Source organism: Chelativorans salis, assembly GCF_025336525.1.
GTDB lineage: Bacteria > Pseudomonadota > Alphaproteobacteria > Rhizobiales > Rhizobiaceae > Chelativorans > Chelativorans salis.
In genome coordinates this window covers 647,226-670,735 of sequence record NZ_JAOCZP010000001.1, presented here as the reverse complement: position 1 = coordinate 670,735, position 23,510 = coordinate 647,226, and the positions used below count along the sequence as shown (strand labels likewise).

The window sequence follows — 23,510 nt, the reverse complement described above, 5'->3', positions numbered from 1 at the left end:
GAATGGCTCTTCAGCGGATGGTGCCGGTACCGGGTTCGGGACTACTGGTTCGCCATCAGCCGGTCGGGAATGGCCATCCCCTCCTCCTCATAGTAGCGTACGGCGCCCGGATGTAATGGAATGTTGTTGCCGGCCAAGGGCTCGCTTGTAGGGAGTTGCGCCAGTTCCGCGACCGATTTCTTGTATTCGTCGATGTTCTCCCAGTAGGTCTTCGTGATGATGTAGGCGAGATCGTCGTCCATCTTCCTGTTCACAGCGAAGACCATGGCATAGGCAGGAACGGCGATCTCCTCATCGCTGTTATCCTGACCCGAATATGTTCCCGGCGCGATGACTGCATTCGTCTCGCCCGTGACCTCCAACTGCTCGGCCCACTCCTCGGTCTTGAGGACCTCGGCGGGAACACCGATCAGCCGAATTTTGCGCTGCAGGCCGATCTGTTCGATTGCGGCGCCGCCGGCCGGCGACGACATAACGAGCACATCAAACTGACCATCCTGGAAGGAAGGTATGGCCGCGCCCCAGCCGAGCCGCACGGGCGTATAGTCCTTGTCTGGCTCGAAGCCCCCGCTCGCCAACCTGATGAGGGTCGTAATCTGCTGATTGGCCGCGCCGGCCGGCGGGCCAATGAAGATGCGCTTGCCCCTCATGTCTTCCCAGGTTTCGATGCCGGAATCGGCCCAGACGATGGGATGGAAGACGCCTCCCGCGAAGGGGAACAGGCTACGCAGCTCCGCCGCGGTCGCCTTGGCCTGATCCGCGCTATCCTTGTAGGGACCGACGCCGCGCGACATTGCGTTGAAGGCCGGCGGCGGGACGATGGCCGCGTCGATGCGGCCGACGCCGAGACTGAGGGCCGATCGGGTCAACGTCTGATCCGCATTGATGCGGAAATCCACGCCTTCGTTGGAAAGCGACTTGGCCAGGAGCTGTGGGATCAGCGTCGTCAGGCCGGCCGACGTGCCTGTCTCGATCCTGACGGTCTCCGCCCCAGCGGCGGTGGCGCAGAGCGACAGGCTAACAGCGGCAATAGCACCCGCCACTTTACGCGTAGTGTGTCTCATAGGTTTCCTCCCATTTTGGGACGGCGCGGCTTCCGCCAGCACATCCTCTGGCGAAACGATTACACAAGATTGCATGCAATTCAACAAGAGAGGGGTTGCATTTTATCGACATAAGGGAGAATTAGGGAAGTTCAAAAACAGCGAGTGGATAAATTGCATGCATTCTGAACTCAGGGGCGGGATCAACAGCACCGAGGAGGTGACCAGCAAGCTGCGTGAGCTCATTATGAACGGAACGCTTGTTCAGGGTGAGCGGCTGACGGAGACCGGATTGGCAGCACGGTTGGCTGTTTCGCGAACGCCGGTCCGGTTGGCGCTGGCCACGCTGGAAAGGGAAGACCTCGTGGAAGGGGCGCCAAATCGCGGCTTTCGCGTTCGGCGTTTCTCCATCGAGGACATGCGCGAGATCATGGAGGTGCGCGCCGTGCTCGAAGGAATGGCGGCACGCCTGCTTGCGGAAAAGGGTCTCGAACCCGATCAGAATGCTACGTTGCAGGAATGCCTCAATGGGATTGCGGAGCTTATCGCGTCAAAGCGCCATGACCCCGAGACGTTTCGTGAATTTGCCCGGATCAATGACCGCTTTCACACCTCGATCGCGGCATTTGCTGGCAATACCGCGCTGCAACGGCTGATGGTGCGCAATCCGTTTCGCTCCGCGCCGCTTTTGCATTTCCTGCCCGATGAGGAAGGACGCGCCGCCCTGATCGACGCCCAGCGCGACCACATCCGGCTCGTGGACGCCATTCGAAAAGGCGAAGGAACGCGTGCCGAGTTTCTTATGCGCGAACATGGACTATTGCCCCTACAGAGGGCGGACCAACTCTTCACCAACATCAACAAAAACGCAGCCAATCAGCGCACGGATGAAGCGAGCTGATTTGGGGGGCAGATGCGCAAACCGAACTTCCTGCTGTTCATCACGGATCAGCATCGGGCAGATTGGCTCGGCTGCTACGGTCACACGGTTGTGCGAACCCCGAATATCGATTCGCTGGCGGCACGCGGCACACGCTTCGACGATTTTCACGTAGCCCTGCCCGTTTGTATGCCCAACAGGGCGTCGCTACTGACCGGACGCTATCCTTCTGTGCACGGACTGCGTCACAACGGCTGTGTGCTATCGGAGCGCACCAACACCTTTGTCGAGGTGCTTGCCGCCGATGGATATCGGACTGCCACGATCGGCAAGAGCCACTTGCAGCCGTTTTCGTCGAACAGACCGAAGGGCGGGCCAGTCCCTGAGACCGGGCCGATCGCCGAGGCCTGGAAGCCCGATGTCGTGCCCTATGAGGAGGAGCAACCCGGCAGCTATGCCGGCGAGGAGGTCTATACGGTCCGCACGCCTTACTACGGCTACCAGCACGTCGAGATGGTCACGGATCACGGCGACAAATGCGGCGGCCATTACGGGCAGTGGTTCCGCCGGACGCATCCGAACTGGCGGGAACTGTATGACCCCGCCAACGAGTTGCCGCACAATTACAGCTGTCCTCAGGCCTATCGGACACCCGTTCCCGAGGAGTCCTATCCCACCGCCTGGATCGCCGACCGCGCGGCCGCCTGGATCCGCGAGCAGGCGGGTAGCGACGCCCCGTTCTTCGCCTTTGTATCGTTTCCCGACCCGCACCATCCCTTCAACCCGCCCGGCAAGTACTGGTCAATGTACCAGCCCGAGCAGTTCGAGATCGGCTTGCCGTATTCGGCACATGAAAACCCGCCGCCACCGCTGCGATATCTGCGCAAACGCTGGGAGCAGGGCGAACGCGAAGCCATATCCCAGGCGGCGTTCTATGCGGATGATCAAGCCTTGCGCGAGGCGATGGCGCTCACCGCCGGCATGATCACCATGATCGACGACAGAATCGGCCAGGTGCTGACCGCGCTGGAGGAATCCGGGCAGGCTGAGGATACGATCGTCATCTTTACCTCGGACCATGGTGACTATCTCGGCGACTACAACCTGCTGCTGAAGGGACCGCTGCCGACGCGCGCCATCACACGCACGCCTTTCATCTGGGCGGATCCCTCCGACCGGAGGGCGTGCACCTCGCGTACACTCGCTTCGACGATCGACATATCGGCGACAATCCTCGACCGCGCGGGCGTTGCTCCCTATTGGGGCATGCAGGGGAAGAGCCTGCTTCCAAACATCCAGGACGGCCGCCCCGTTCGCGACGCTATGCTTATCGAACACCATGACGGCGGCCCACGCATGGGATTCGACAAGCCAGCCCGTGCGCGCTGCCTTCTCACCGACCGCTGGCGCATGACGGTGTTTAAGGACGAAGACTGGGGCGAACTCTACGATCGCAAGGCCGACCCGGGCGAGACGCGGAACCTATGGGATGATAAGGCGCATCGGCACATCCGCGCTGAACTCACGGATCGCCTTGTACACGAGATGATCCGCAACATGGAGGAAAGTCCGCGAGCGACGCGCCTCGCATAGGTGAGCCACTAAGTCCGGCCCGTCCGTGGGGACTCTGGCGAGCTCGACCTTTACTCTACCGGGTTGAGGAAGGCTGCCGTCCCTTCATAACAGTCACTGCTGCAGCGGCGTTTGAATGGCTGTTCTTGGCACAACCACGAACTCCAGCATGGTCGCTTGCGGGCGGAGGCAAAGGTTTGCCTCAACGGCCGACATTGAGGCGCGAAACGGACGGCTCTGACGGATGCTTTTTGGGGACCGTAAGTTGACCGTCAGCTTTCGGGGCCGGGAGGCGAATAGCGGACATTTGGCATCTCCGATGCAGCCTCGTTTGTTTGTGTCACTTTCTGCATATTTGCCGAGACCTCCCTCTTGGGTGTCGGAACCGAAGCAGCTCATTCGTCCTTTGAATGTCAATCAAGGAGACATTCCATGAATGCACTCAACGACAAGTCTTCCTCGGCCATTGTCGCGGTGAGCGACATCGATCGGGCGAGGCGTTTCTACAGCGATATACTGGGGCTGGAACTCAACGACGAAGGCATGGAAGGCGCGCTGGTCTACAAGACGGGTGCGACGTATCTGGTCGTCTACCCTTCGGAATTCGCCGGCACCAACGAGGCCAATGCCGTGGTGTGGGACTGCGGACCAGATATCGACGCCATCGTTGCCGACCTGGGTGCCAAGGGTGTGACGTTCGAGCGCTATGAGATGGAGGGCGTGTCATACAAGGACGGGGTCCACGACGCGAACGGGTTCAAGATGGTCTGGTTCAAGGACCCTGACGGCAACATCCTCCATCTGAACAGCGCATGAGCGTTTCGCCGACGCAAGGAAGGGACGACCAGACAGCGCACTTTGCCGCGCCAGATATCCAGAGATTGGAACTGCGATGCAGGGCAATTCGGGTCGCGGCCCTGGATACGCCGGCGGGCTTCATACTGAACTGCGAAATAGAGAGATGGACCATTCGCGAGAGATGACATGACGCGCAATGATTTCGACGTCAATTCGGTCAAGCCAAGCGGAAGCGCGCCTGCTCAGGCAACGCTTTTCGATCCAGGTGCTGAAGGTCCCTGGCGTGGCTCTTTGCCGGGTGAAGCGCTCGGAGCACCGGTGACCGTGCTCGCTTACGGCACCGACCGCACTGGCGAAGGCCCACGTCTTCACGTGCATCCCTATGACGAGGTGTTTGTCGTGACCGAGGGTCGGGCCCGCTTTTTCGTTGGAGACACAGTTCTCGACGCGACTGCCGGTCAGGTTGTGTTTGGCCCGGCCGGCATCCCGCACCGGTTCGAAAATCTGGGACCAGGGCGCTTACAGACGATAGACGTCCACCATTCGCCGCGTTGGATCCAGACCGACCTCGGCTAGATAGCCCGGCACTACCACCTAGCACCATAGGCGTTTTTATACCCCCCATAGAATTTGCGGTGTAGATCCTTGAGATGAAAAAGCTCAACGACCACTGAGGGCCGAAAGCTGCCTGTCCGGTTTTGGCCGAGAAAACGGATAAGCTGACGTTGGTGCAGTGAGGCAGCAATGGCGGAAGTCGCCATCTCGGACGTTAGCACCTCTGAATCCCGGAGCCATTAGCGGACCTTCTCGAAGGCGAGCAATTCCGCCCTTATCCGCTCGTTCATCAAAGTCTTGTTTTCCGGACCGCAGATTGTGGCGCAGAGCGGAAGACTCAAGCACTTCCTTATGCTGAACTGCCTGAACATGAAAGGCAAGTAAGTTCAGATACTTGCTGAGATTTCTGCGTAGAAGCTTCGGCGAAAGAGGATGTCGGGAGAAGAGGGGATGGTGCCCAGGGGCGGCACCCCACATGAGTTCTAACTTATTGTTTAAAAATACCTTTTTGATAGAGGCGAGCGCCGATACCGTCAAAAGTACCGACACTACCACTCACTAGAAAACTGAACTTCGCCACCCTTAGGACAATCATTCATTAGCTTGTGCGGCTCGCCATCATATCCGATCCCGCACATCAATTCCTTCGCACAATGCGCGATTTCCGATAGGCTGCGCTTGAGGGAACTATTCTGGCGAAAATTGAAATACCTCTGTCGCGGCGCAACGACGTGGAGCATCCAATGTTGCCTGAAATAAAGAACGCCTATCTGAGTGGCCGGCTGATGCTTCTCCTCGGCGCCGGCGCCTCCTCTGGATCGCGCGACTCTGAAAATCTTGACATACCCATGGGCGACGACCTTGCCAAAGAACTCGCTGCACTGATGGGGTGGTCCTATCAAGGCGAGGCGCTCAGTACCGTCTACTCCGCAATCGACGCAACCGACTCTGCGCGACTCCACTCGTTCCTAAGAAGGCGATTAACCAACACAAGGCCATCGCCGGAACTTCAAACACTCGCGTCCTTTCCGTGGTTGCGTATCTTCACCCTGAACATCGATGACTGCACCGAAACAGCGCTACGGAAGGCGAGAACGCAGAATGTTCAGATCTCTGCGCGAAATTCACCGCTCGAAGAAATCGATCCGATATTCAAATATGTGCAGCTCGTTAAGTTGAATGGCTCAGCTGATCGACCGGAAGACGGCTTTATATTTTCGCCTCAAGAGTATGGTGAGGGCTCAAATCGCCTTCCCATCTGGTACCGTGAATTGGGCCAGAACCACAGCAACTACGCCTTTGTTTTCGTTGGCAGCAAGCTGAACGAGCCGCTCTTTCAACATGCCATGGCAGAGATGCGTTCGATCGTGAAAAGAGCGCCGCTTCAAGGATACGTAATAACTCCATCCGCAAGTGAGATCGACAAACATCATCTCAGTAGCCTCAACCTTGTTCACGTGCCCGGCACACTGAAAGATTTCGCGGAGTGGCTCAGCCGCGAAATGCCACAACGTCCAACTGGATGGGATCTTGCTACCGCACGACGTCCAGAGTTGCGTAACATCAATCGAGCGCTCACCGAACCACAAAAGCGCGCACTAAACAGTGTCACGCTCGTAAGCGCAGATATCCTTCCGCACTCCGGCTCGGACCACACCCTTGGAGCAATTCGGGAGTTTTACAAGGGATATAAGCCGCGCTGGGTTGACATACTCGACGGCGTTCCAGCTGACCTTGCTTTCATCAAGGATTTCTCAAAACTCGTTGAGGAAGGGTACGAAGGTAGAAAGTGTATAGCCCTGGTGGGGCCTGCGGGCTCTGGCAAAAGTACTGCGCTGATGATCACCGCACTGCACCTTAGCAAGGTCTCGAACACACCCATCTATTTTCTGAGGGAGGCAGTCAGCGAGCTTAAGGAGGTCGTCGTTGCGCTGGAGCAGATCAACTCTTCGAGGTTCTACTTGTTCATCGACAAGATGGAGGCGATGCATAACGAGGTGGCAGAACTGCTGGAGGGCCCGCAGACAAGGCATGTTTGCATTGTCGCTTCGGAGAGGCTCAACATCTGGAACAGACGTGTGAAAGCGGCCGTAGAACCTGTCATTTCCAAGGTGTTTAAGGTCGAGAAGATTCGCAAGGCCGATCCCGGAAGAATACTAGAAAAGCTGGAGAAGTTCGGGCCTTGGACGCGCTTGCAACAGATGAGGCAGGAGCAGCGCGTCGCTGAAATATACAGCAGAGCAGATCGGCAATTGCTCATAGGCTTGATGGAAGCGACGACCGGCTTCGGATTCACGCAAATCATCGACAACGACTTCAAAAATGCAGGTGATGACCAACACAAAAAGTTTCTTACTATTGTCGGACTTGCGAGCATTCATAGATCGACGCTAAGTTCCCACATTGTGGGGGCGGCTCTTTCAAACCTAGGCATCGCAGAAGACGTCAACATCTTATCGCGTGAGACCGAGGGCATTATCGTGACCGACGGTAAGAAGTATTCTGCGCGACACCCAGTTTATGTCCGCGAACTTTTTGAAAAAATTGTGCCGACGACGATTATCAGGGATTGCCTTATCGCTGTTTTAGAAGCGTTCTCTGACTATGAGGCCCCGGTAATCAAGCATGTCGGAAAGGCTGACAGTGTCGTTTTCAAGTCAATCATAAATCATCGTTTCATCAAGGAGATGATGCGTAATGATGAGGACAAAGTCCGATCTATTTATGAGGCATTTGAGACAAAATTTCATATCGATGGACTTTACTGGCTCCAATATGGCCTTGCGCTGCGCGACTTCAACAAGCAAACGGAAGCGCTCGAAAAGTTAAAGACCGCACGCGAAGCTTACACTTCCCCGCAAATCGAACACGCCTATGCCCAGCAGCTGATGATCATCGCCTCGATGTCTCTGAGCTGGGACGACGCGCAGCCGCTACTCAATGAAGCGATAGAGGCGCTCCGCGCACTAAACCGTGTCGCCGATGCAACAGACACATATCCCATCGTGACGCTAGCCGAGGGACACATCTCAGTCATGCTGAAGTTCTTCGGCGTTGAAGGCACCCAGACTATCGCACAGCAATATGCCAACGAACTGCTCGTCGCGCGCAAGAAGCATGTCAACGCTCGTCTCCAAGAGGCAGTGAGCAACGTAATGAGCCTCGCAACGACCGGCAGTTGGAAGGAGTCGTACGGACCGGGGTATCTTGAAGAGAATTAACAGCTCAACTGCGGCAACGTCCGTCATTGAACCGCGCCGGGATTTGCCGGAGGCTCCAACTCTTGTGGAAGTAGCAGCCTCCGGGAAATCCCGGCGCGGTTCAGCACAGTCAAATACATATCAGAGCATGGTCGATTCTAGCACGCGCTTTCCCGCCTGGCGGCGGTTCGATTCCGCACGCCGGAATCGAAGTAGGGAACCCGAACCCCTTGAAATTGCAAAAAAAAACTCAACACAATTAGGGCTTTAGCTAAATTCAACCGAATTGGTCGATACCGTCACCCAAGCGGACGAGACCGTCAAAAATACCGTCAAATTAGCATCCTTGCACCAGAATTTCCGGTTGTATAAAGAAATAAAGGAAATAAAATCAGTAAGTTATGATTTCAGTCCTGCAACCTGGGGTTGCTGGTGCCCAGGGGCGGAATCGAACCACCGACACGCGGATTTTCAGTCCGCTGCTCTACCAACTGAGCTACCTGGGCGCGCCGTTTTGCCGTTGGGCGTGAGCCCGCTCTCGTCCGGCCGGCGGGGTTGGTGCTCCGCCGAAGGCGCGTGGGTTATAGCATGAGATTTTGCCCTGTCCAGCGCCCTGGGTAGGGAATTGGCGAGAGTTTTTTCCAGTCGCCCGAAGCGGCGGCCGGTCGTCGAGCGCGGTGCGGTGTTGGCTCATGCTCGCCAGGAAAGAAGCGCCCGTTCGGCGCGGCCGATCAGCCAAGCGATGGCAAGGCCGAGCATCGATAAAAGCGCCACGCCGGCGATCAGTTGGTCGAGCGCGAAAAGCGCGCCAGCCATCAGGATATAGGCGCCGATGCCCGTTTCCGCGCCGATCATCTCCGCCGCCACCAGAAGCACGATGGCGATGGAGGCGGAGATGCGGAAGCCCGACAGGATCGCCGGCATGGCGCCGGGGATGATGATCTTGCGCACGATCGACAGCCACGAAAGGCCGAAGGACTGACCCATGCGGATGAGGTTCCGGTCGACATTGTCGACGCCGCCATAGGTGGCGATCACCGTGGGAAAGAAGGTGCCGAAAAGGATGGTCGCCACCTTTGAGCCCTCGCCGATGCCGAACCAGATGATGAAGAGCGGCAGAAGCGCAATCTTCGGGATGGGAAAGAGGGCCGAGACCAGTGGCAGGAGTCCGGCGCGGGCGAGCGAGAAGAGGCCGACCATGAGGCCGACAGAAATGCCCACAAGGCTGCCCAGCACCCAGCCGAGCCCAAGCCGGTAGATGCTTGCGCCCAGGTGCTTCCATAGCATGCCGGTGGTAACGAGGTCGCCCAGCGCGCCAAGCGCTTCCGATGGGGCGGGCAGGGCGATGGGGCTGATGATGCCCGCGCGCGAGCCGGCCTCCCACAGGGCGATGATGGCAAGAAAGACAATCGGCGCCACCGGCCCCAGCCGCCGGTGCGTGAAGCCGCCGCCGCGGAAGGGCACCGGACGTGCTGCCTCGGGCGCCGCGGTGTCCTCTTCGCGCCCCGCGCCCTGGGTCGACGCCGCTTCATGCGACATCGGAAATCTCCCTGTCGGCTTCGCGCGCTTCCTCGCGCATGATCTCCCACACCCGCCGCTGCAGCTTTTCCAGTTCGACCAGCCGCTCCGGCCGCTCGGCAAGCGGCATGTCGATATCCACCACCTCGCGGATGCGCCCCGGCCGCCGCGAGAGCACGACGATGCGCCGGCCGAGCCGCACGGCTTCAGCCAGATTGTGCGTGACATAGCAGGCGGAGAAGCGCTCGCGCTGCCATAGCGCCACGAGGTCGTCCATGAGCAATTCACGCGTCTGACTGTCGAGTGCCGACAGGGGCTCGTCCATCAGCATGATCGCCGGCTTGACGGCCAGCGCCCGGGCGATCGCCACGCGCTGCTTCATGCCGCCGGAGAGCTGGCGTGGCAGGGCATGCGCGAAGTCGGAGAGATTGGTGCGCGAAAGCACGTCGTCGATGATGGCACGCCGCCTTTTTGTCTCGATGCCATGGTCCTCAAGAACCAGGCTGACATTACCCGCCACCGTGCGCCAGGGCAGAAGCGCAAAGTCCTGGAAGATATAAGTGAGCGGGTTGAGGGAGCCCTCCGGCGCCTTGCCGGCGATCAGCGCCTCGCCCTCGCCCGGCCGCTCCAGCCCGCCGGCGATCCGAAGCAGCGTCGACTTACCGCAGCCCGAGGGCCCGACGATACAGACGATCTCACCGTCGCCGACGGCAAACGAGATGTCCTCCAGAACGTTCGTGCCGCCGTAGCGGTGGCTGATGCCTTGAAGGATGAGCTGCATAGGCCGGTCGCGCTTCTGCTCGGGCAGCCGCCCCGCAGGCGGGGCGGCTCGCGCCTCAATAGGTCTCCACGAAGCTCGCGTCGACCAGCTTCTCCATGCTCACGCCCTCCGGCACCAGCCCCTCCGACTTGAACCATTCGAGTTGGTCTTCGATGCTGGCGAGGTTCATCGCCGCATCGGGGCTCATGCGCATGGCGCCGGCGCGGATGCGCGGGGCGGCCTTGTCGAGCGGCTGGTCGGCGTAGATGTATTCGTGGATCGCCTCGACGATCTCCACCGTCTCCTCTTCGCCCATCGTCTTGTCCACCAGGGCGGCGTTGTAGTCGTCCATTCCCTTGGAAAGGGCCGCCAGGAAGCGCTTCACGAGGTCCGGCTTTTCTTCCGTATTGGCCGTCGAGGTGAAGACGGTGGTCACCTGATAGTTTTCGATATAGTCCGAGACCTTGCCGATCTCGACCACGTCGCCACTCGCCGTCAGGCTGCCGGCGATATTGGGCACGATGGACCAGGCGTCGATCTGCCCGCTCTTCAGCGCGGCGATCACGGCAGGCACCTTCTGCAACGGCCTGAGGCTGATCTCCGAGCGCGGGAAGCCTTCCCCGTCGGCGATCTTGTGCGCCATGTAATGGAAGGAGGAGCCGGTGGTGGTGATGCCGAAGCTGTGTCCCTTCAGGTCCGCCGGGCTTCTCACGCCGGCATCGTGGGCGGCCTTGGAGACGAGGATCTTCTGTCCCTCGATCTCCGGGTCCTCCTGCAGCGCCCCGCCGATCACCTTGATCACGCCCTTGTCAGCCAGGCTGATGAGCCCGCCGGAGATCGCCGTCATGCCGAAATCGACGTCGCCCGAGGCGATCGCCACCGCCATCGGCTGCGCCGACTGAAAGCTGACGAACTCCACCTCGAGGTCCTCATCGGCGAAATAGCCCCTGGCCTCGGCGATGATGCTCGGCGAATGCGAGGTGAGCGAGGGGATGATGCCGACATTGATCTTATCGGCGGCCTGGGCGCCGGTGGCCGCAAGGCCAACCGCCCCGGCAAGCGTCGCCACCACGAACGACCTGCGTGTAACCGTGAACATAAGCTCCTCCCTTGGTCACGTTCTGATCTATATGCCCCGGCTCCTCGCACAGCGCTCCCGCACGGGCAAGGGAAAAAGCCGGTTTCTCGGCCCGCCGGCCGGCCCCGGTTGACAAAGCGCCGCGCCGGCCCTCTATCTCCGGCCATCTCTCACGCTGGGAAACCACCGATGACCAATGTCGCCCTGACTGGCCTTGCCCGCGATCTCGCTCGCCGCGCCGAGGAGGGGCGGCCCGTGCGCATCGGCGTCATCGGCTGCGGCGAGATGGGCACCGACATCGTCACCCAGGTCGCCCTCATGCGTGGCATCGAGGTCGCGGCGATTGCCGACCGGCGCTACGTGAATGCCGAGGCCGCCGTCCGCATCGCCGGCCGGCCGCGTGAAAGTGCTATACGCGCCGCGTCCGTCGGCGCCATGGCCGATGCCATCCGCTCGGGCCGCACGGCCATCGTCGGCGATGCCATGCATCTCATGGAGAGCGAACATGTCGACGTCATCGTCGATGCAACGGGCAAGCCTACCGCCGGCGCTGAATACGGCCTCGCCGCAATCGAGGCGGGCAAGCATCTCGTCATGATGAATGTCGAGGCCGACGTCACCATCGGCGCCTATCTGCGGCGCCAGGCCGACAGGCGCGGCGTCGTCTATTCGCTGGGTGCGGGCGACGAGCCGTCTTCCTGCATGGAGCTGATCGAGTTCGTCACCGCCATGGGGCACGACGTGGTCGCCGCCGGCAAGGGCAAGAATAACCCGCTCAACCACGACGCCACGCCGGACGACTATCGCGAAGAGGCCGAGCGCCGCAACATGAACCCGCGCATGCTGGTCGAGTTCGTCGACGGCTCCAAGACGATGGTGGAGATGGCCGCGATTGCCAACGCCACCGGCCTCGTCCCGGACAAGCCCGGCATGCACGGCCCCGCCGCCACCCTCGAAGACCTGCCGCGCGTGCTCTGCCCTGCGGCCGACGGCGGCGTACTGTCTAAGAAGGGGTGCGTGGATTTCACGATCGGCAAGGGCGTCGCCCCCGGTGTCTTCGTCGTCGCCGACATGGCCCACCCGCGCCTGCACGAGCGCATGGCCGACCTGAAGCTGGGGGAGGGGCCTTACTTCACCTTCTACCGCCCGCACCACCTGACAAGCCTCGAAGTGCCGCTCACCTGCGCCCGCGCCGTCCTTTACGGCAAGGCCGACATGGTGCCGCTCGACAAGCCGGTGGCCGAGGTCTGCGCGGTCGCCAAGCGCGACCTCGCCCCCGGCGAAAAGCTCGACGCCATCGGCGAATACACCTACCGCTCGTGGATCATGACGGCCGAGGACGCCCGCGCCGCCGGCGCCGTCCCCTGCGGCCTGCTCGAAGGCGGCACGGTCACCGCCCCGGTGAAGAAGGGCGCGCTCATCACCCACGACAACGCCGCGCCCATACCGGGCACAAAGCTGATGGAGCTGCGGCGATTGCAGGACGAGATGGTGACCGGCGAGGGGTAGGGAATCGGTTTGAAAACGCCGGCACTCCTTCACGCCCCCTCTGGCCCTGAGCTTGTCGAAGGGTCGGACACCCCCCACACGGGGGAGATTGGCCGCCACGATGATTTTCGCCAGTCTTGCACATCGCAGGAAAAGCGCCGGATCAAGCGGCCAGCGCGCAATCCCCCCTTGTGGGGGAGATGTTCGGCAGGACAGAGGGGGGCGTGAAAGGGCACCGGCCCTGACCTCCACGCGGAGCAACACTCCAGCACCAGCCGAGACGCTTCACTCCCCCAATTCTACCGACCGCCGCTTCGCCGCCTCCACCGCTTCCCCCACCAGCTCCGCCAGCCGCTCCTCCCCCATCAGCACGCCGAGTGCTGCCGCCGTCGTCCCGCCCGGGCTCGTCACCTGCTCGCGCAGCGTCCCCGGCTCCTCGCCGCTTTCCTTGGCAAGGCACGCCGCCCCGTAGACCGTCTGCATGGCAAGCAGCTTGGCGGTTTCGGCCGGCAGCCCTGCCTTCTCGCCCGCCGCCGCCAGGCATTCGATGAAGTGGAACACATAGGCCGGCCCCGAGCCCGAGACCGCCGTCACCGCGTCCATCAGCGCCTCGTCGTCAATCGTCGCGACGGCGCCGCTGGCCGCCAAAAGCCCCTCCACGAACGCCTTCGTCTCAGCGCCCACATTGCGGTTGGCGAAGACCACCATCATGCCCTTGCCGATGGCCGCCGGCGTGTTGGGCATGCAGCGCATGACCGCCGCCTCGCGGCCAAGCAGTTCCTCGAAAGTGGCCACGCCCGTCCCTGCGGCAACGCTCAGATAGGTCGCGTCCTCGAGCCTCCGATACGCCGGCACCACGTCGCGGATCACCTGCGGCTTCACCGCGAAGACCACGAGATCGGCCGCCGCAAGCTCCCCCGCATCCGCCGTCACCACCACGCCATGCGCGGCCGCCCGCGCCCGCAGCCCCTCATTCGGCTCCACCACCGTGACATCGCCCGCCGCCAGCTTGCCGGCCGACAGCCACCCTTTCAGCATGGCGTAGCCCATATTGCCGCAGCCGACGAGAACAACCTTCCTGCCCATGAACGCCTCCTATTCTCGCTCCAGCAATACGCGCTCGCAGCCGTTGGGCGCAACCGCCGTCAGCCCGCCAGCATTCGCGATTGCGTCAAAAGGCGGCGCATGTGCGGGATTGCGCGCGCCGCCATTGCCGCATATGCGGGAGATCGGCAAAACCGGAACCGGGAGGGTGTTTCATGGCAGAGATAATCGACGGCAAGGCGGTGGCCGCCGAGGTGGTGGAGAAGGTGACGGCAGAGGCGGCCGAACTCATCGCCGCCGGCACGACGCCGGGCCTCGCCGTCGTCATCGTCGGCGAGGATCCGGCAAGCCAGGTCTATGTCGCCTCCAAGTCGAAGAAGGCCAAGGAGTGCGGCTTCCATTCCGTCCAGCACACGCTCCCCGCCGACACGCCACCGCAAGATCTAGTCGCCCTCGTCGAGGCGCTCAACAACGATCCCTCAATCCACGGCATCCTGGTCCAGCTCCCCCTGCCGGACCACGTCGACGCCGGCCGCATCATCCAGACCATCGCCCCCGAAAAGGACGTCGACGGCTTCCACTTCATAAACGTCGGCAAGCTCGGCACCGGCGAACTCGCCACCGCCTTCGTCCCCTGCACCCCCGCCGGCTCCATGCTCCTCCTCGAGCGCCTGCGCGGCAAGGACCTGTCCGGCCTTTCCGCCGTCGTCGTCGGCCGCTCAAACATCGTCGGCAAGCCGATGGCCAACCTGCTTCTGGCCGCCAACGCCACCGTCACCATCGCCCACAGCCGCACGAAAGACCTCCCCGCGCTCGCCCGCACGGCAGACATCCTCGTCGCCGCCGTCGGCCGGCCCGGGATGGTCAAGGGCGACTGGGTCAAGCCCGGCGCCACCGTCATCGACGTCGGCATCAACCGCATCCCCGCCCCGGAGCGCGGCGAGGGCAAGACGCGCCTCGTCGGCGACGTCGCCTTCGAGGAGGCGGAAAAGGTGGCCGGCGCCATCACCCCGGTCCCTGGCGGCGTCGGCCCCATGACCATCGCCATGCTGATGGCCAATACGCTCGTCTCCGCCTGCCGCGCAGCCGGGCACAAGCCGCCCGTCTTCTGACCGCCCATCCCCCGGCATGGCTTTCCGCACTCCGTCATATCCTGTAGAAAGCCCGGCCATGACCGAGGGCACGGCGGAGGGCCGGCAGTTCGCATTCCTGCTGGTCGACAGGTTCTCCATGTTTTCGCTCGCCGCGGCGATCGATACCTTCCGCTCGGCCAATCGCCTGCTCGACCGCGATTTCTATCGCTGGATCACCGTCTCGGCCGACGGCGATGCAGTCATGGCCTCCAACGGCCTGCCCATCAAGGTCGACTACGCCATTGCCGACCTGCCGAAAGCCGACATCCTCTTCGTCTGCGTTGGCCTCGCCACCGAGTTTCCCGGCAAGAGCAAGGTTCTGGCGGCACTGCGCGCCTGGGGCCGCCAGGGCCGGGCACTGGGCGCCATCGCTGCCGGCTCGCTTCTCCTCGCCGAGGCCGGCCAGCTCGAAGGCCACCGCTGCACCATCCACTGGGAAAATCGCGCCGGCTTCAAGGAGCGCTTCCCCGAGATCGAGTGCACCGGCAACGTCTACGAGATCGACCGCAAGCGCTACACCTGCGCCGGCGTCACCACCTCCATAGACCTGATGCTGGAGATCGTCCGCGCCGATTTCGGCAACGGCGTCGTCAACGAGGTCGCCAACCAGTTCCAGCACGAGCGCATCCGCTCCCCCATCGACCGCCAGCGTATCGGCCCCGAGCGCGACCTCGCCGGCAAGTCCGAAAAGCTGCAGAAGATCGTCGCCCTGATGGCCGAGAGCCTCGACGAGCCCTATTCGGCCGTGGAGCTCGCCCAGTCCGCCGGCCTCTCCGTCCGCCAGGTCGAGCGCCTCTTCCTGCGCCACCTGGGCCAGACCCCCGGCCGCTACTACATGCGCCTGCGCCTGGAGCGCGCCCGCGAGCTCCTGCGTCAGACCAACATGTCCATCCTAGACGTCGCCATCGCCACCGGCTTCACCTCCCACTCCTACTTCGCCCAAAGCTACCGCCTGCAATTCGGCAGGCCCCCGAGCGACGAGAGACGGACGACGTATTGAGGCGCCCTCACGCCATAGCCGTCCAGACAAGTCCGGCGAGCGCCGACAGGAGCAGCACCGCGATCAAGGGAACGCCGAGCCGGAAGATGGCAAAAACGGCGGCCGTCGTGAGCACCAGCGCGGGAAGGCTCACGCTCGACCAGACCGGCACCTCCACCACCAGCCCGTAGCCGCTCCAGGGCGACACGTCGCGAAAGATCGCATGGAGTGCGAACCAGACGGCAAGGTTCATGACGACGCCCACGACGGCGGCCGTGATGGCCGACATGGCACCCGTCATGGCCCGATTGTCGCGCAGCGTCTCGATGAAGGGCGCGCCGAGAAAGATCCACAGAAAACACGGCACGAAGGTCACCCAGGTCGTGAGAACCGCTGCAAGGGTGGCCGCCATCATGGGGTTGAGCGCGCCGGGGTCGCGATAGGCACCAATGAAGCCGACGAACTGGACGACCTGGATGAGCGGCCCCGGCGTCGTTTCCGCCATGCCAAGGCCATCCAGCATCTCGCCGGGCTGAAGCCAGCCATAGTGCTGCACAGCCTCCTGCGCCACATAAGCGAGCACCGCATAGGCGCCGCCGAAAGTCACCACGGCCATCTGACTGAAGAAAAGAGCAATCTGGCTGAACACGTTGCCCATGCCGAGCACGGCGATGATGGTCGTCACCGGCACCAGCCACAGGGCAAGGAGGATAGCCGAGACCTGGAGCGACCAGGCGACATTGGGTCGCGCGTGGGCTGGCACCCCCTTGCCCAGCGCAGAATCCGCATCGGATAGGACATCTTTTGATGTCTTACCGTGGCCGCCGCCGATCTGGAACCGTGGCGAGCCCATCCGCCCCCCAAAAAAGCCGATCAGCGCGGCGGACAGGATAATGAGCGGAAACGGCACATCGAAGAAAAAGATGGCAATGAAGGCGGCGACCGCAATAGCGATCATTGCTCGGTTCTTCAGCGCCCGCCTGCCGATACGCACCACGGCGTGGAGTACGATGGCGAGCACCGCTGCCTTGAGCCCGAAGAACAGGCCCTCAACGATACGAATATTGCCGAAGGCTGCGTAGATGTAACTGAGCGCTAGGATGGACAGGAAACCCGGGAGCACGAAGAGCGTGCCGGCGATGACGCCACCTGCCGTCCGGTGTAGCAGCCAGCCGATATAGATGGCGAGCTGCTGCGCCTCTGGCCCAGGAAGCAGCATGCAGTAGTTGAGCGCGTGGAGAAAGCGGTTCTCGCCGATCCAGCGTTTCTCCTCGACGATGATCCGGTGCATGACCGCGATCTGCCCAGCAGGCCCGCCGAAGCTTAGAGCCGCCACTCGCAGCCAGACTTTCAATCCTTCTGCAAACGGGATGCCGTGCCCGTCTGCCGGCATGTTCCGATATGCGGGGACATCGGAAAGCTGTTCGTTCATCTCGTTTGCCTGGGTTTGGCCGAGGGCCAGTTGTGGGTTTCGTCCGTGGCATCGCGGCACCAGCGGTAAAAGGCATCGTAGAGCACCATGCCGGCTTCGAGCTGTTGCAGATCGTCGGCGAACATGCGCGACAGCCCAAGTGAGGCGGCGAGCAGACCGGGGGCTTCCGGGGCGAGGTCGAGCCGTGCTGTGTCGGCGCCGCGGATAATCGCCGCGAGCCTCAGTAGCGGTTCCGTCGTCAGGCCGAACTCCTCGACCATGACGTCGAAGGTGCAAAGCTCCCCGCGGTGGCTCCAGAAAACGTCCTCGACATCGAAGGGAACGGCATCGAACCGCTCGCCCACGGCAATCACCTCCTGCGGGGCGACGAACAGGAAGACGGCTTGAGGGTCGACGAAGCGCCGGATAAGCCAGGGACAGGCGATGCGGTCGATCTTGGGCCGCGCCCGGGTGACCCAGACCGTTCCGCCCCCGGCGAACTCCCCTGGCAGTCGCTCCGCCGGCACAGCCGGCAACCCTGCATCCAGCCAGGCCTCGAAGCCGCCCTCCAGCGATTCGGCGGCGATCCCCTGATGGCGAAGCCAGGCGGCCGCCCCCTCGCTGAGCTTCTTGCCGCTGTGGCAGATGACGACCGCGGAGCGCCCTTCGACCGCAGGGCCCCAGTCGCGCGCCTCCTCATGCGGCCGGCGGACCGAGCCGGGTATCAGCCGCGGGTCGCCGGAAAAGTCTTCCTCGTTGCGGACATCGATCAGGGCAGGGCAGTTGGGCGTGCCGATCAGGCGGGAAAGTTTGTCGATGGAGATAGTGGTAGGAGAGGGCATGACGCGTCCTTCCGTTTAACGGGTTCGTGGACGCGATTCTTGGGCTGGCGCCTCGTGGGGAGATCGCGATCCCCATGTATAATTTCTTGCGCCCCGCGCGCCGCATGTCAAGCGCTTCGGCCAGAACACGGCAGGCCTGATCGTCCAACGCGGCGCCAACTAACCCCATACGCCCGCACAGGCGCAGCGCCCGTCCTCACGGCCAGCGCCACTATCCCTTCACCGACCCGCTTCGCGGCCCACCTCTCCCCCACCTTGTGGGGGCGAGGACTCGCCGGCCGCGATGCCGAGCGCCACTCCGCTCCCCTATCTTCGATGGGGGAGAGGTGGGCCGCGCAGCGGGGTCGGTGAGGGAGAACCGGCGCCAATCTCCAAACGGGGGATAAATCCGACGGTCAGAATCCGCCAACCCACCTCGCTCCACCCTCGCCCTTCGGTTTCAGTGGACGGGTCGTGGCGCCCCCTCAGGGCGTCATCCCCCACCCCACCGCGCGCGGGTGGGATGACGCGCGTTGGAAAGGCGGCGGGCGCCCTTCACCTCAGCCGGCGATGCCTCGCCTGCGCGGGGATAAAATGTGGCGACAAAAAATCTTTCTTCCCCACCAACCCATTGTTTTCCCTGGCTTCCGAATAATTTCTCCAACTTTTCTCGCAGGAAAATACTCCCCCCTGCCCGAACGCCCCTTACAATCCTCCCCATCGCTCTCGCGGGAACCGGGTCCGGACCGGGGATCAGGGAGAGCGGCGGAAACCTCCCCCTTCGGGCTCGGTACCCGGAGGCCTGAGGGCCCGCGACAGGCCGGCGGTGCCGGGAGCGCTGGGTGACAGCGTTGCTGGCATTGCGGAGAAGCCGCCAGGGCTTCTCGTCCGGCCCGGCTAAGCCCCCAATTGGGTGCAGCCGGGAAGGGCGGGGAGGCCGAGTGACCGGCCGACCGTCGGGACAGACTCCGGCGGGGCGCGTTGGACGCGCCTTAAAAAATAAACTGAGTGGCTCGGACAACGCGCCCCGCTTCCCACGTTCTTTGACATAGCCCGGCTTCGAAAAGGAAGCGCGGCAACGAAGACGCGTGGGCTCAGCTCACTGTCCCGCCGGCGGCGACGCGGTTCTTTAAAAAACCGCCGCCCCCTGGTCGGCCCGCGAGGCAAGCGCGCGAAAGCCGGCGAAGAGCTCGCGGCCCATGCCGTAATGACGGTGGGTAAGGTCCACCGGCTCGATCTCCCGCCCTGCAAGCTCCTCCGCCTCCACCAGGATCTCCAGCGTGCCCGCCTCGGCGTCAAGCCGCACCATGTCGCCGTCGCGCACCTTGCCGATCGCCCCGCCGTCGAGCGCCTCGGGCGTCACGTGGATGGCCGCCGGCACCTTGCCGGAGGCGCCAGACATGCGCCCGTCGGTCACCAGTGCCACGCGGCGGCCCCGGTCCTGCAGCACGCCGAGCAGAGGCGTCAGTTTGTGCAGTTCCGGCATGCCGTTCGCCTTCGGCCCCTGGTAGCGGATGACGGCGATGAAGTCGCGGTCGTCGAGCTCGCCCGCCTTGAAGGCCGCCTGCAGCTCCTCCTGCGCGGTGAACACGATCGCCGGCGCCTCCACCACCCGGTGCTCGGGCTTGACGGCGGAGGTCTTGATGATGGCCTGGCCGAGATTGCCTGTGAGAACGCGGATGCCGCCCGTCGGCTGGAAGGCCTTGGCGACCGGCGCCAGCACCTTCTCGTTGCCGCTTCTGGCCGGCGCCGGCTCGCGCGCCACCGTGCCGTCCTCGCCAAGCTTCGCCTCGACGGCATAGGGCCGCAGCCCCGGCCCCCAGATCGTCTGCACGTCCTCGTGGAGGAGCCCCGCATCGAGCAGCTCGCGCACCAGGAAGCCCATGCCGCCGGCGGCGTGGAAGTGGTTCACATCGGCAAGCCCGTTCGGATAGACGCGAGCCAGAAGCGGCACATTGGCCGAGATCTCGGCGATGTCGGCCCAGGTGAGCTTGATGCCGGCGGCCGCCGCGATGGCGATGAGGTGGATCGTGTGGTTGGTGGAGCCGCCCGTGGCATTGAGCCCCACCACGCCGTTGACGATGGAGCGCTCGTCGATCATGCGGCCGGCGGGCGTGAACTCGTTGCCGAGCGCGGTTATCGCCAGCGCCCGCTGCGCCGCTTCCTTCGTCAGCGCATCGCGCAACGGCGTGTTCGGGTTGACGAAGGAGGAGCCAGGCGTGTGCAGGCCCATGATCTCCATCAGCATCTGGTTGGAGTTAGCCGTGCCGTAGAAGGTGCAGGTGCCCGGCCCGTGATAGGACTTGGCCTCCGCCTCCAGCAGCGCCTCGCGCCCCACCTTACCCTCAGCGAAGAGCTGCCGCACCTTCGATTTCTCGTCGTTGGGCAGGCCGGTGGTCATCGGCCCGGCGGGAATGAAGACCGCCGGCAGGTGCCCGAAGCTGAGCGCGGCCGTCACCAGCCCCGGCACGATCTTGTCGCAGATGCCGAGGAAGACGGCGGCGTCGAACATGTTGTGCGACAGGCCGACGGCCGCCGCCAGCGCGATCACATCGCGCGAGAACAGCGAAAGCTCCATGCCCGGCTGCCCCTGGGTGACCCCGTCGCACATGGCCGGTACGCCGCCGGCCACCTGCGCCACGCCGCCCGCCTCGTGCGCGGCCTCCTTGATGAGCCGCGGATAGGGCTCATAGGGCTGATGCGCCGACAGCATGTCGTTATAGGCGGTGATGATGCCGAGATTGGGCACCACGTCGCCGGCAAGGGCGGCCTTGTCCTGCGGTCCGCAGGCGGCAAAGCCATGCGCCAGGTTCCCGCAGGAAAGCACCGTGCGGTGCGGCCCCTTCGCCGCCGCCTCGTCCACCCGCGCGAGATAGGCCTCTCGGGTCTCGCGCGAGCGCTCGCGGATGCGCGCTGTGACGGCTTCGATCTCTCGTCTTGCGGTCATGGCTTGGCGTCCTTTTTGGGGGCCCAGTAGATGTGCGCGGGCGAAACGGCGTTCTCCAGCACGGTGCGGATTGGCGGCATCGGCCCCTCATCCTGGGCAAGCGCTGCCTCCAGCACCTTCCTCTTGTCTGCACCCTCGATATGTAGTGCCACCAGCCGCGCATTGCAGATGAGCGGCATGGAAAGCGTCAGCCGCGGCTCCACCGCGCTCGGCGCGTGCACCGGCAGCACATGGCGGTCGCCCGCAGGGTCGAGCAGCTCGTCGAGGTTCTCCGCATCGGGAAAGAAGGAGGCGGTGTGCCCGTCCGTTCCCATGCCGAGCACGGCGACATCGAGTGGCAGCGGAAGCGCTCCCACCGCCCGGTCGGCCATCTCGGCCGCCGCCTCGACATCCTCGCGGTTGTGGTACAGGCCGATGAAGCCAGCCCGCGCCGCGTCGTTCTGCAACAGGTTCTGGGTGACCAGCCGCGCGTTGGAGCGGCCGGATTGTGACGGCACGAACCGTTCGTCCGCCAGCGTCACCGTCACCCTGGCCCAGTTGAGCTTCCTGCGCGACAGAGCCTTGAAGAAAGGCGGCGGCGTGCTGCCGCCCGAAACGGCGATCACCGCCGTGCCGCGCGCGGCGATCGCCCCTTCGAGACGTTCCGCCACGGTGTCGGCCAGCGCGTCGGCCAGCTTCTGCCCGGAAGCGAACTCCTGCCATTCAGCCTTCATGGCTCACACGCTCTCGTGCCAGGTCCGGCCATCCCGCTCGATCAGCGCAATCGCCGCCGACGGTCCCCACGTTCCCGCGGTATACCCCTGGACGTTCTGGCTGCGCTCCTCCCAGGCCGCCACGATCGGATCGATCCAGCGCCACGCCTCCTCCACCTCGTCGCGGCGCATGAACAGCGTCTGGTTGCCGCGGATCACGTCCATGATCAGCCGCTCATATGCATCCGGGTTGCGCACGTCGAAGGCCTGGGCAAAACTCATGTCGAGCGGCACATGCCTAAGCCGCATGCCGCCGGGCCCCGGATCCTTGATCATGAGCCACTGCTTCACGCCTTCGTCCGGCTGCAGACGGATGACGAGCTGGTTGGCAAAGACGCGGCCAGCCTGCTCACCGAAGATCGAGTGCGGGATCGGCTTGAACTCGATAACGATCTCGGAGACCCGCGCCGCCAGCCGCTTGCCCGTACGCAGATAGAAGGGAACGCCCGCCCAGCGCCAGTTCTCGATCTCGGCCTTGACGGCGACAAACGTCTCCGTATTGCTCACCCCGCTCGCCAGCTCGTCCGTATACCCCTTCACCGCCCCGCCCGCGGAGGCGCCGGAGCGATACTGCCCGCGCACGGTCAGCTTCTCGGCGTTGAACGGATGGATCGGCTTGAGCGCCCTCAACACCTTCAGCTTCTCGTCACGCACGGCATCCGCATCCATGGAAGCAGGCGCTTCCATCGCCATCAGGCAAAGGAGCTGCAGGATGTGGTTCTGCACCATGTCACGCAGCGCACCGGCCTTGTCGTAATACTCCGCACGGCCCTCCAGCCCCACCGATTCAGCCACGGTGATCTGCACGTGGTCGATATGGGCGGAATTCCACAACGGCTCGTAGAGTGCGTTGGCGAAGCGCAGCGCCATCAGGTTCTGCACCGTCTCCTTGCCCAGATAGTGGTCGATGCGGAACACCCGCGTCTCGTCGAAGACGCGGCCGATCGTCTCGTTCACCTCTCGCGCCGTCTCAAGGCTGCGGCCGATCGGCTTCTCCACGATGATGCGTGAGGTCGGCGTGGCGAGGCCGTGCCGGTCGATCTTGTCGACGATGTCGCCGAAGATGCCCGGCGCCACCGCGAGATAGAAGGCACGCACCTCTGCCCCATCGCCGATCTTCCTCTTGAGGTTGTCATAGCCCTTGCCCGACTTGGCGTCGGACGGCACATAGAAAAGCCGCTCCAGAAAATGGGCGAGGTCGTCCTCGTCGATATGCTCCTTCGCCACATGCGTGTCGATCGCTTCCTTGGCGAAAGCGCGAAACTGGTCGTCGCTGAGCTCGGAGCGCGAGGAACCGATAATTCTCGTCGGCCCAGAGAACTGTCCGGCGCGCTGGCGCTGATAGAGCGCCGGCAGGAGTTTGCGCTCCGACAGGTCACCGGTGGCGCCGAAGACCACGAGATCGAAAGGCTCGACTGGTATCGTCTGGCTCGTCATTGCTGTTCCGCCTGCGCTTGATCGCTGTCGAGAAGGGCTCATAGTCTAATCGATTTAAGAATGCCAGCCCGCACTTGCATCCTTGCCCTGTGCC

Annotated in this window: 18 protein-coding genes and 1 tRNA gene; 8 read left to right on the top strand and 11 right to left on the bottom strand. The window is 63.2% G+C overall.

Annotation, left to right across the window (positions count from 1 at the left end):
- Window positions 1-41: 41 nt before the first annotated feature.
- Complete coding sequence (locus N5A92_RS03265) at window positions 42-1,064, bottom strand: TAXI family TRAP transporter solute-binding subunit (protein ID WP_260900406.1); 1,023 nt, start codon at window positions 1,062-1,064, stop codon at window positions 42-44.
- Between the two features lie 73 nt (window positions 1,065-1,137).
- Between N5A92_RS03265 and N5A92_RS03260 the strand changes: the two genes are divergently transcribed.
- From N5A92_RS03260 to N5A92_RS03240, 5 genes are all read left to right on the top strand, one after another.
- Window positions 1,138-1,944, top strand: a complete 807-nt coding sequence (locus N5A92_RS03260) for a GntR family transcriptional regulator (protein ID WP_260900405.1) — start codon at window positions 1,138-1,140, stop codon at window positions 1,942-1,944.
- A 12-nt stretch (window positions 1,945-1,956) separates the two neighbouring features.
- The gene (locus N5A92_RS03255; protein ID WP_260900404.1) at window positions 1,957-3,516 is read left to right on the top strand and encodes a sulfatase family protein; all 1,560 of its coding nucleotides are present in this window, start codon (window positions 1,957-1,959) and stop codon (window positions 3,514-3,516) included.
- 411 nt (window positions 3,517-3,927) lie between these two features.
- The gene (locus N5A92_RS03250; RefSeq protein WP_260900403.1) at window positions 3,928-4,311 is read left to right on the top strand and encodes a VOC family protein; all 384 of its coding nucleotides are present in this window, start codon (window positions 3,928-3,930) and stop codon (window positions 4,309-4,311) included.
- A gap of 168 nt (window positions 4,312-4,479) precedes the next feature.
- Entirely contained in the window at window positions 4,480-4,869 is a 390-nt protein-coding gene (locus tag N5A92_RS03245) for a cupin domain-containing protein (RefSeq protein WP_260900402.1), read from the top strand.
- Window positions 4,870-5,591: 722 nt separating this feature from the next.
- Entirely contained in the window at window positions 5,592-8,069 is a 2,478-nt protein-coding gene (locus N5A92_RS03240) for a P-loop NTPase (protein ID WP_260900401.1), read from the top strand.
- A 409-nt stretch (window positions 8,070-8,478) separates the two neighbouring features.
- Here N5A92_RS03240 and N5A92_RS03235 read toward each other — a convergent pair.
- From N5A92_RS03235 to N5A92_RS03220, 4 genes are all read right to left on the bottom strand, one after another.
- Window positions 8,479-8,554, bottom strand: a tRNA-Phe gene (locus N5A92_RS03235).
- 184 nt (window positions 8,555-8,738) lie between these two features.
- The gene (locus N5A92_RS03230; RefSeq protein ID WP_260900400.1) at window positions 8,739-9,587 is read right to left on the bottom strand and encodes an ABC transporter permease; all 849 of its coding nucleotides are present in this window, start codon (window positions 9,585-9,587) and stop codon (window positions 8,739-8,741) included.
- Complete coding sequence (locus N5A92_RS03225) at window positions 9,577-10,347, bottom strand: ABC transporter ATP-binding protein (protein ID WP_260900399.1); 771 nt, start codon at window positions 10,345-10,347, stop codon at window positions 9,577-9,579. Before N5A92_RS03225 ends, N5A92_RS03230 begins: the two co-directional genes overlap by 11 nt.
- 55 nt (window positions 10,348-10,402) lie before the next feature.
- Entirely contained in the window at window positions 10,403-11,425 is a 1,023-nt protein-coding gene (locus N5A92_RS03220; protein ID WP_260900398.1) for an ABC transporter substrate-binding protein, read from the bottom strand.
- A 168-nt stretch (window positions 11,426-11,593) separates the two neighbouring features.
- On the opposite strand from N5A92_RS03220, the gene N5A92_RS03215 reads away from it, so the two are divergent.
- Window positions 11,594-12,913 carry an NAD(P)H-dependent oxidoreductase gene (locus N5A92_RS03215; RefSeq protein ID WP_260900397.1) on the top strand — a complete coding sequence of 440 codons (1,320 nt, stop codon included), beginning with the start codon at window positions 11,594-11,596 and terminating at the stop codon, window positions 12,911-12,913.
- A 264-nt stretch (window positions 12,914-13,177) separates the two neighbouring features.
- Here the strand turns inward: N5A92_RS03215 and proC are convergent, their stop codons facing one another.
- A complete protein-coding gene (proC, locus tag N5A92_RS03210; RefSeq protein ID WP_260900396.1) occupies window positions 13,178-13,978 on the bottom strand; it encodes a pyrroline-5-carboxylate reductase in 801 nt (266 codons plus the stop codon).
- 173 nt (window positions 13,979-14,151) lie between these two features.
- Between proC and folD the strand changes: the two genes are divergently transcribed.
- Together folD and N5A92_RS03200 are read left to right on the top strand one after the other, a co-directional pair.
- Window positions 14,152-15,048, top strand: coding sequence for a bifunctional methylenetetrahydrofolate dehydrogenase/methenyltetrahydrofolate cyclohydrolase FolD (gene folD / locus N5A92_RS03205; protein ID WP_260900395.1), 897 nt, complete (start codon window positions 14,152-14,154; stop codon window positions 15,046-15,048).
- A gap of 58 nt (window positions 15,049-15,106) precedes the next feature.
- Window positions 15,107-16,069, top strand: coding sequence for a GlxA family transcriptional regulator (locus N5A92_RS03200; protein ID WP_260900394.1), 963 nt, complete (start codon window positions 15,107-15,109; stop codon window positions 16,067-16,069).
- 7 nt (window positions 16,070-16,076) lie between these two features.
- Here the strand turns inward: N5A92_RS03200 and chrA are convergent, their stop codons facing one another.
- The 5 genes from chrA to zwf all read right to left on the bottom strand — a co-directional run bounded on the left by chrA (window position 16,077) and on the right by zwf (window position 23,416).
- Window positions 16,077-17,480, bottom strand: a complete 1,404-nt coding sequence (gene chrA, locus N5A92_RS03195; RefSeq protein WP_260900393.1) for a chromate efflux transporter — start codon at window positions 17,478-17,480, stop codon at window positions 16,077-16,079.
- Window positions 17,477-18,301 (bottom strand): chromate resistance protein ChrB domain-containing protein, encoded by an 825-nt coding sequence (locus N5A92_RS03190; protein ID WP_260900390.1) that lies wholly within the window; start codon window positions 18,299-18,301, stop codon window positions 17,477-17,479. Before N5A92_RS03190 ends, chrA begins: the two co-directional genes overlap by 4 nt.
- A gap of 1,108 nt (window positions 18,302-19,409) precedes the next feature.
- A complete protein-coding gene (edd, locus tag N5A92_RS03185; protein ID WP_260900389.1) occupies window positions 19,410-21,227 on the bottom strand; it encodes a phosphogluconate dehydratase in 1,818 nt (605 codons plus the stop codon).
- The gene (gene pgl / locus N5A92_RS03180) at window positions 21,224-21,940 is read right to left on the bottom strand and encodes a 6-phosphogluconolactonase (RefSeq protein WP_260900388.1); all 717 of its coding nucleotides are present in this window, start codon (window positions 21,938-21,940) and stop codon (window positions 21,224-21,226) included. Before pgl ends, edd begins: the two co-directional genes overlap by 4 nt.
- 3 nt (window positions 21,941-21,943) lie before the next feature.
- Entirely contained in the window at window positions 21,944-23,416 is a 1,473-nt protein-coding gene (zwf, locus tag N5A92_RS03175) for a glucose-6-phosphate dehydrogenase (RefSeq protein WP_260900387.1), read from the bottom strand.
- Window positions 23,417-23,510 lie beyond the last annotated feature (94 nt).